The 7,360-nt window shown below is 50.3% G+C and carries 9 protein-coding genes; 5 read left to right on the top strand and 4 right to left on the bottom strand.

Annotated elements, in window-relative coordinates; genetic code table 11:
- A partial coding sequence (locus IQ260_RS31220; protein WP_228016398.1) for a hypothetical protein occupies window positions 1–192 on the top strand: 192 nt, incomplete at its 5' end.
- A gap of 38 nt (window positions 193–230) precedes the next feature.
- Here IQ260_RS31220 and IQ260_RS24405 read toward each other — a convergent pair.
- From IQ260_RS24405 to cobA, 3 genes are all read right to left on the bottom strand, one after another.
- Complete coding sequence (locus tag IQ260_RS24405; RefSeq protein WP_193995680.1) at window positions 231–578, bottom strand: putative quinol monooxygenase; 348 nt, start codon at window positions 576–578, stop codon at window positions 231–233.
- 203 nt (window positions 579–781) lie between these two features.
- Window positions 782–1,402 (bottom strand): dephospho-CoA kinase, encoded by a 621-nt coding sequence (gene coaE, locus IQ260_RS24400; protein WP_193995679.1) that lies wholly within the window; start codon window positions 1,400–1,402, stop codon window positions 782–784.
- Window positions 1,392–2,945 (bottom strand): uroporphyrinogen-III C-methyltransferase, encoded by a 1,554-nt coding sequence (gene cobA / locus IQ260_RS24395; protein ID WP_193995678.1) that lies wholly within the window; start codon window positions 2,943–2,945, stop codon window positions 1,392–1,394. Before cobA ends, coaE begins: the two co-directional genes overlap by 11 nt.
- Window positions 2,946–3,026: 81 nt before the next feature.
- Here cobA and IQ260_RS24390 point away from each other — a divergent pair, with 81 nt between their 5' ends.
- Window positions 3,027–3,680 (top strand): glutathione S-transferase family protein, encoded by a 654-nt coding sequence (locus IQ260_RS24390; protein WP_193995677.1) that lies wholly within the window; start codon window positions 3,027–3,029, stop codon window positions 3,678–3,680.
- A gap of 1 nt (window position 3,681) precedes the next feature.
- On the opposite strand, the gene IQ260_RS24385 is transcribed toward IQ260_RS24390, so the two are convergent.
- The gene (locus IQ260_RS24385) at window positions 3,682–4,239 is read right to left on the bottom strand and encodes a universal stress protein (RefSeq protein WP_193995676.1); all 558 of its coding nucleotides are present in this window, start codon (window positions 4,237–4,239) and stop codon (window positions 3,682–3,684) included.
- Window positions 4,240–4,730: 491 nt separating this feature from the next.
- On the opposite strand from IQ260_RS24385, the gene IQ260_RS24380 reads away from it, so the two are divergent.
- The 3 genes from IQ260_RS24380 (at window position 4,731) to IQ260_RS24370 (ending at window position 6,876) form a co-directional block, all read left to right on the top strand.
- A complete protein-coding gene (locus IQ260_RS24380; RefSeq protein ID WP_193995675.1) occupies window positions 4,731–4,874 on the top strand; it encodes a hypothetical protein in 144 nt (47 codons plus the stop codon).
- Window positions 4,875–5,101: 227 nt separating this feature from the next.
- The gene (locus tag IQ260_RS24375) at window positions 5,102–6,061 is read left to right on the top strand and encodes an ABC transporter ATP-binding protein (RefSeq protein ID WP_193995674.1); all 960 of its coding nucleotides are present in this window, start codon (window positions 5,102–5,104) and stop codon (window positions 6,059–6,061) included.
- Window positions 6,062–6,342: 281 nt separating this feature from the next.
- Window positions 6,343–6,876, top strand: a complete 534-nt coding sequence (locus IQ260_RS24370) for a pentapeptide repeat-containing protein (RefSeq protein ID WP_193995673.1) — start codon at window positions 6,343–6,345, stop codon at window positions 6,874–6,876.
- The last annotated feature ends 484 nt before the right edge of the window (window positions 6,877–7,360 follow it).

Below are 7,360 nucleotides of genomic sequence, written 5' to 3'. Positions count from 1 at the left end.
CTGGCACTGCCCTACTGCTATCGTGGCGCCGCTTATCAGAAACAAGGCAATGTGGGACGGGCAGTAACCGATTTAGAGACGGCCGCTCGGCTATTACACAGCTCTGGAGATGTGACTAATCTCAGCCAGGTGATGCGAAAATTGGAAACGCTAAAACAGGAGCCAAGAGTAAGAACAGCGATTGTGGTTTAAGGGAAAAAGGAGAGATTTTCTCACTCTCCTTTTGGATTTTAAGCAGCAGCAACGGCGGCCAGCTGGCCCATGAGACCAATTTCGCTACAAACTTCGTAGAATTTTACCTCCGGTGGAGTTGCAAAAAGTCCCGATAGTTCCCTAACAATGCTTTCATAGGCAGGGCTTTGGTGGGCCTCCATCGTATCGACATTGTCCCAAAGAATCACAGCGATTCCCCGATCGGTGCCGGGTTCTTGAAAAAGATAGGCTCCCTGAAAACCGTCGTCATAGGTGGCAACCGCCTGTTCATAGAGCTGGCGGGCTTCAGAAAAGCGACCGGGTTTGAATTCGCCAATGGCGATGTAGGCCTGTTTGTGCTTGAGAAAATCAGTAAAGTCAGTCATGGCATGTTTCCGCTTTTAGAGCGTCAGGGAGAGCACGGTCTAGTATCACCGAGGTGGTTGATGTGACCAATGTTACAGTTTCAAAGTTTGAGACAATAGTTGCTAAATGCGACAAGTTTGTGACGTTGGTTTGTAATTCTTAGGGTTGATTTACGCCTGGGCTGCTTGAAATACTATTTCTGCTGGGGATCAGAACATTTGACTCACGTTTTATTGCATTGAAGGGCGGCATCAATCTGTTGGTGGAGCGCTGCTATGGCGGTAGAGTTATCCAGAACGCAATCGGCCTGAACAACTTTTTTATGCAAAGGCCATTGATTCTGAATACGTGTCTGGGCCTCGGTTTGCGAGAGGTGATTGCGGGCCATTAAACGCTGCTGCTGCTGTTGGGGACTGCAGGTGACAACCCAGATTTCGGTAACTAAGTGGGTCAGGTGGGCTTCAAACAGCAGGGGAATGGCGTAAACCAAGGTTTGGGTGGTTGGGTATTGCCTACGCACCTGGTCAAATCGCTGACGCACAAAGGGATGTATCTGCTGCTCGACCCATTTCTTCTCGTCAGGTTGATTAAAAATAATCGCGCCCAACTGGGCTCGGTTGAGCGAGCCGTCGGTTTGCAAAAGGGTACTCCCGTAGCGCTGAGCTAAAGTTTTTAGGATAGGGGAGCCTACGGCAACGGCGTCGCGGGCATAGATATCGGCGTCGAGGATGGGTAACTGGTAGGTGGTGGCTAGGTAGTCTGAGACGGTGGTTTTCCCTGTGGCAATCCCTCCGGTGAGGCCAATAATGCGTTGGTTGTTGGTGTTAGACGGCTCAGGACTCATGGCTGGCCCACCGGACTAGGGCCTCGGTGAGACCGTCGAGGGTATAGGTGGCGGCTTCGACGTCAACTCGTCCCAATTCGTCTAGACAGGTTTGGGTGGTTTGGGGGCCGATGGATGCGATCGCAACCCCCTGAATTAACGTCATCCACGCTTCCCCAAACTCCGCCATCATCAGCTGCTTAAAGTGACGCACCGTTTTAGAGCTGGCAAATGTCATCGCATCCACTCGCCCTTGCCGCAGTGCCACCACTGCCACCGCCGTCATGGCGGCGGGACAGCCAGACTCATAAGCAGCCACTTCAGTCACCGTGGCTCCCTGGACTGAAAATTCTTTCACCAAAACATCTCGCCCACCCGTCTCCACTCGTGGAAACAATAGCTTTAATCCCGCTAAGGGCACCGGAAACTCCTCCACCAGCGCATCGGCTACATAGTCAGCTGGCATAAAATCAGCCTTTAGACCCCGCTCAATGAGAGTTCTATCCGTCTTTTTACCCACCACGGCCAGCTTGAGGTGAGCCAGCTGCCGCAGGTCATATCCCTGATCAATGAGTCGATCTAAAAACCAATTAACCGCATTAGCCGAGGTTAAAATCAGCCAGTCAAACTGCTGTAAGTCTGCCAATGCCTGATCGACCGCTGCCCAGCTTGACGGTGGCCGAATCTCTAAAGCAGGCATGTCAATCACCGTGGCCCCTCGACTCGTCAGCAGGGGGTTAAACGAGCTGGACTGACCTGCCGCCCGAGTGACCAGAATAGTTTTGTGGGCAAGGGGCAGTGATGATATGCCGCCATCAGACACACCGGTATCAGACATAGCTGGAGGACTCAAAAACTCCCGCAAGCGTACCACCTCGCCAATCACAATAATGCAGGGAGATAGCTGTTCTCCTTTGGTCACCTGGGCGATATTGAGCAGGGTGCCCTGCCAAAGTCGCTGCTGCGGTTGACTGGCCCACTGGATAACGGCAACAGGGGTGTCTCCGTGGCGGTCGTGGGCTTGAAGCTGATAACAAATTTCTCCTAGGTGACGCCCCCCCATCAACAAGACCAGGGTTTCTAACTTGGCCAGGCTAGACCAGTCGAGATTGGCCAGACTGTGGGCGGTAAAAACACCAAACCCGTGACTCAGAGACGGATCGGTCAGAGGAATGGCATTTAATAAAGGAGCTGCCAGGGCTGATGATACTCCTGGAATCACCTCAAAGTCACAGCTAGCGGCTTTGAGCGCCTGGATTTCACCCGCTGCCCGACCAAAAACAAAGGGGTCACCACTTTTGAGACGAACCACCTGTTCACCCCGGTGACAGTGGTTCACCAATAGCTGATTGATGTCGCTTTGGGGGGTGCTGGGCTGACCGCCCCGCTTACCCACATGAATGGTGTTACACGTTGGGGATAAGTGGGCTAACAGTCGCGGATCTACTAGGGCGTCATAAATGAGACAGTCGGCTTGTTGCAAGACTTGCTGCCCCCGTACAGTAAGGTAGTCAATATTGCCCGGGCCCGCTCCCAAGAGATATACTTTACCGCTCGCTATCATGGGTTAACGCTACTCACCGTTCCTTAATGGCCATCAAATTTTAAGTCATCTTTAAGCCATCGTTGTTATTGCCCCGACACCATGATTACGCTTTACCATACGCCGCTATCGATTAACTCCCGCCGAGTTTGGGTCACCCTGATTGAGAAGGGACTGACGTTTGAACTTAAGGAAATCAGTCTCACGGGGGAGCAGTTTACGCCAGAATTTTTGGCCCTCAACCCGTTTCACCATATCCCCGTGCTAGTGGATGGTGACAACACGGTGATTGAATCCTTTGCCATGTTGGACTATCTGGAGGCTAAGTACCCTACACCGGCCCTGATGCCCCCCCAGCCGGACGCCATTGCTCGGGTGCGCATGGTGCAGATGGTGACCCTCAATGAATTCTTGCCCGCCACCCTGCCTTTAAGTATGAAGGCCCTGTTTGGCAAGGACGATCCAGAGGCGGTGGCCCAAGCCCATGAAAAAGCCGCTGTTGTCTTTAAGTTTTGGGCACAGCAGCTGGGGGAGGATGAGTTTTTTGGCGGACACCAGCTGACCCTGGCAGATATTGTGAGCGGCACCATCGCCGCCTGGTTCCCTGAAATGGAGTTATCTTTGGCAGAGTATCCGACACTACAAGCCTGGCGACAGCGACTCATGGAACGGCCTGCCTGGCAGCAAACCCAGGTTAGTCAGGCAGAGCTAGAGGCGTTTAAGGCCAGAATGCGCCAGCAGATGGCCGGGAAATAAGTTAGTTCAGCCGCTTGGGAACAGACATACCCGAGACAGGCATACCTGAGACAGATTTCGCGGTAGCCGCCATCGCTGGTTGCGCCATACCTTGCACCGTCAGGACAGAGCAGGGAGCATGGTGCATGACATAGTTACTGACACTTCCTAACAACAGTTCGCTCAAGCCACTGCGACCGCGTCGCCCCATGATAATCAAATCGGCCTGCCAATTGGCGGCAATCTCACAAAGGGTGACGCCAGCGGGGCCAACAGGGCATGTATAGTCAGCCTTAAAATGCTGACGATGGAGATAGTCGATTTGCGATCGCAGCCAATGTTCAATCTCCTGCTGATGTTGTTGCCAGCTGGTCATACGGCTTTGGTACAGTTCTGTTGTCCAAGCACCGTGGATGCCATCCATACCGAGATAACCTGGATCGGCATAGCCCACCTCCATGGACTGCATCACTGTCACCAGATTAAAACGAGTCGCTGGCTTACCCAGGGCAATGGCTTCTTCCAAAACGCTGCGGCTACTGTGACTCCGATCCAGGGCCACTACAATTCGCTGAAACATGGCACTACCCTCCTCTGCAGAAGCGACATAGGCTAAATAAGTAGGACACCTTTATTATTGAATAATAAAACCTCAATAGCGTGCAAAAGTGCCATAGTCACTAAAAAACTCAATCTATAAATTGAGAAATATTAAGGTTGTCTAGGTCTCATCAGTAATGCCAGACCACCTGTTAAGGATTCCCGTGGTTTTATCAGGCATTTGTCATCATTATGGCTAAGTAATGTGAATAATACTTTCGAGTTTTCTCTATTGTCATTTCAATTTCATTATTTGAGCCTAGGCTAGAGGTGATCAAAGAAGAAAGAGATAAGTTTCTCTATTCTCTTTTTATAGTTTGATCGCTTAATAAACCTCACTTGAAGCTCTTGAGTGAAGGTTAGCGATGTCTTAGGCTGCGGGTAGTTTAGTACGCTTTAGTAACCGCCTGTAGAGATTGAGGTATCAACTGTCCCACTCCAGGTAATCCACGTTATAGAGGCTAGGAAATTATGCATATTTCTCGTTGGTTAAAAGATAGCTTTGACTATCTTTTTGGGGCAATGGCTCGCATTTTTGGTCCCGACGATGATGCCTATCCCGCCGTTGGGATTCAGCCCTATGATGGTGATCCTTATTACTCTAGCTGGACCTAGTCACTTGAGTGGTGCTAAGCCACACTAACAATCAACGTCAAGGAATTTTTGTGGAGACAGCTATGGTTCTGAGTGTAACTGTGATTCTGAATATGGAAGAGAGTTACATCAGTTAATGGCGTCAAGTTCATATTGATCGATATGCTCCTCTAGGGCTCTGGTATTTTGCCAGGGCCTTTTATTATTGGCATTGCCATCCGAGCTGTAATTTTAACGGAGTACCCTCAATGACGCATCCTTTGCCCGTGCTAAAGCATGTGCCAGAGTCTAAAGATGATATCACCCTAGATGCTAAGAATCTGAAAAAGTCCTACGGTCGTGGCAAGCAGCGATTTGATGCCGTGCGAGATGTTTCGTTACGCCTATGTGCGGGAGAAGTGTTAGCATTTCTAGGTCCCAATGGAGCTGGAAAAACGACAACTATCAAAATGATTGGTGGCTTGGTGCGACCCGACGCAGGGCAGGTAAACATTGACGGTTTGGACCCCCATCGGCAGTCAGCTGCCCTCAAACGAGTAGGCGCTGTCTTAGAAGGTAACCGCAATCTCTATTGGCGATTAACACCGTTAGAAAATATTGAATATTTTGGTGGACTGCGCCAGGTCCCTCGACGGATCGCGCGACAGCGAGGTGAACAACTCTTAGAACAGTTTGGGCTGATTGATAAACGTAAAACCCCAGTACAGAAGCTATCGCGGGGCATGCAGCAAAAACTAGCGATTGCCGTGGCTTTGGTGCATCAACCAACGCTACTGCTGCTGGATGAGCCAACGCTGGGTCTAGACGTAGAAGCCAGTGAAACTGTTAAAACCTTGGTGCGGAATGTAGCAGCGGCAGGCTGCGCAATTTTACTAACTACCCATCAGCTCGATGTGGCTGAGGAGCTGTCAGACCGAGTGGCTGTTATTCGTCAAGGGCAAATCATCGCAGAGCAATCTACCCAGGCGCTAATTCAACAGTTCTCAGGCAGTATGTACCGGATAGACTGCGCCCAGACCATTGATAATCAACGCGTGGGAAAAATTGCGGCCCTTGGCGGTACAGTGACAGATACCCAGATACATTTCCATGGGGATGCACTTTATGAGCTTTTAGATATTCTGAGGCCTTTGCCGATAAAAGAGATTCGTCAAGACCGAGCTGCTTTAACCGATGTGTTTTTGGCATTGATCCGCCATGAGCCTTAGGGTAGGTATTGTCCGCTTCTTGTCAGAAGTGACAGATGGCTTTGGCAAACGCTCACTCCCACTAAAAACCCATTGCATTCCATTAACAACCCGTGTCACTTTTAACAAAGTAAGCCAAGATTAAATATATCGTCGGGGACAGTATTGACGACTGGCAACTAGGGATTGATTTCTCATCTGTTGTGAGCAGTCTTCGCAGCATGCTGAAGTATGGACCAGACGCCTACAGGAGGTTGCCGCCAGTAACGCCAAACTGTTTCTTGTAGTAATGGAGACAGATCATGGTTAATATTCAACAGCTATACCATGAATATAACCAAGGCTATCGCGATTTTTCTCGCATTAGCCTTCACGGCGCTGACCTCAGGCAGTTGCACCTCAGCGGTGTAGACTTTAGCCACTGTGATCTCAGTGGCGCGGACCTCAGCCACACAGACTTTAGTCGCAGCGACCTCAGTAGCACCAATCTGACCGATGCCGATCTGACCCATGCAGATCTCAGTGGCACCAAGCTCATGGGCGCTAATTTTATTGGAGCCGATCTCTCAAACGCCAGTCTGGTCGGGGCTGATCTTACGCAAGCCGACCTCAGAATGGCTAATCTGGAAGGAGCTGATCTCAGGGGGGCTAATCTAACTGCAGCTATTGTCAGTGGCGCTAACTTCTGCAATGCCAATCTGACAGCTGCTTGTTTAGATAAAACGGGGTTAGATGACGTTGATTGTGATGGGGCAAATCTTGATCACCTTCGGGCTCCTGTGGCGAATACAGTCGGTGATGAACATCATCAGTGGGTAAGTTGGGGAGCGCATTAGAATTGTTGACGAGGGCTCCTGAGGTATACCTAAATGGGTCTTCAGGGAGCCCTTTAAGGTTCCCATCCAACCCTAACTATCCAACAAAACTAAAGGTCTCAGTAACACCTCACTTAAGCCAGAACAATCGTGCCTCACCGCAGACTTTGCACCTTCTGGCATCGCCTGGCGACAATCCGGACAATACAAGTAAACCTCACCATGGCGAATATGGCGTAGCAGCGAACTTTTGCAACACAGACAGTAGCTCATGGTGCCCTCCGGGCTTTAGTGCTATTACTTAATTTAATAGCGTATAAAGTTGAAGATTTTGTGAGGACACTCACCCTCTGTGCTATTTACTACCCCAGAAACAGAGGGTACAAGGCACAGCTGTTAGTGTAGAGCAATATAAAGTTACCGTAAAAGTCTACCGGTATCTTGAGATTTGGGCTCGACCGGAAGCGGTTGCTCAGAGCTAGCTAGAGTAGGCTCTGTCTCAAGC

Origin of the sequence: Leptolyngbya cf. ectocarpi LEGE 11479, from assembly GCF_015207065.1 — a bacterium.
GTDB lineage: Bacteria > Cyanobacteriota > Cyanobacteriia > Phormidesmidales > Phormidesmidaceae > Leptothoe > Leptothoe ectocarpi.
This window is presented reverse-complemented; position numbering and strand designations above follow the sequence as displayed.

Coding starts and splice junctions, on each gene's coding strand:
- IQ260_RS24405 (WP_193995680.1), bottom strand. CDS start 578: ATGACTGACTTTACTGATTTTCTCAAGCACAAACAGGCCTACATCGCC.
- coaE (WP_193995679.1), bottom strand. CDS start 1,402: ATGAGTCCTGAGCCGTCTAACACCAACAACCAACGCATTATTGGCCTC.
- cobA (WP_193995678.1), bottom strand. CDS start 2,945: ATGATAGCGAGCGGTAAAGTATATCTCTTGGGAGCGGGCCCGGGCAAT.
- IQ260_RS24390 (WP_193995677.1), top strand. CDS start 3,027: ATGATTACGCTTTACCATACGCCGCTATCGATTAACTCCCGCCGAGTT.
- IQ260_RS24385 (WP_193995676.1), bottom strand. CDS start 4,239: ATGTTTCAGCGAATTGTAGTGGCCCTGGATCGGAGTCACAGTAGCCGC.
- IQ260_RS24380 (WP_193995675.1), top strand. CDS start 4,731: ATGCATATTTCTCGTTGGTTAAAAGATAGCTTTGACTATCTTTTTGGG.
- IQ260_RS24375 (WP_193995674.1), top strand. CDS start 5,102: ATGACGCATCCTTTGCCCGTGCTAAAGCATGTGCCAGAGTCTAAAGAT.
- IQ260_RS24370 (WP_193995673.1), top strand. CDS start 6,343: ATGGTTAATATTCAACAGCTATACCATGAATATAACCAAGGCTATCGC.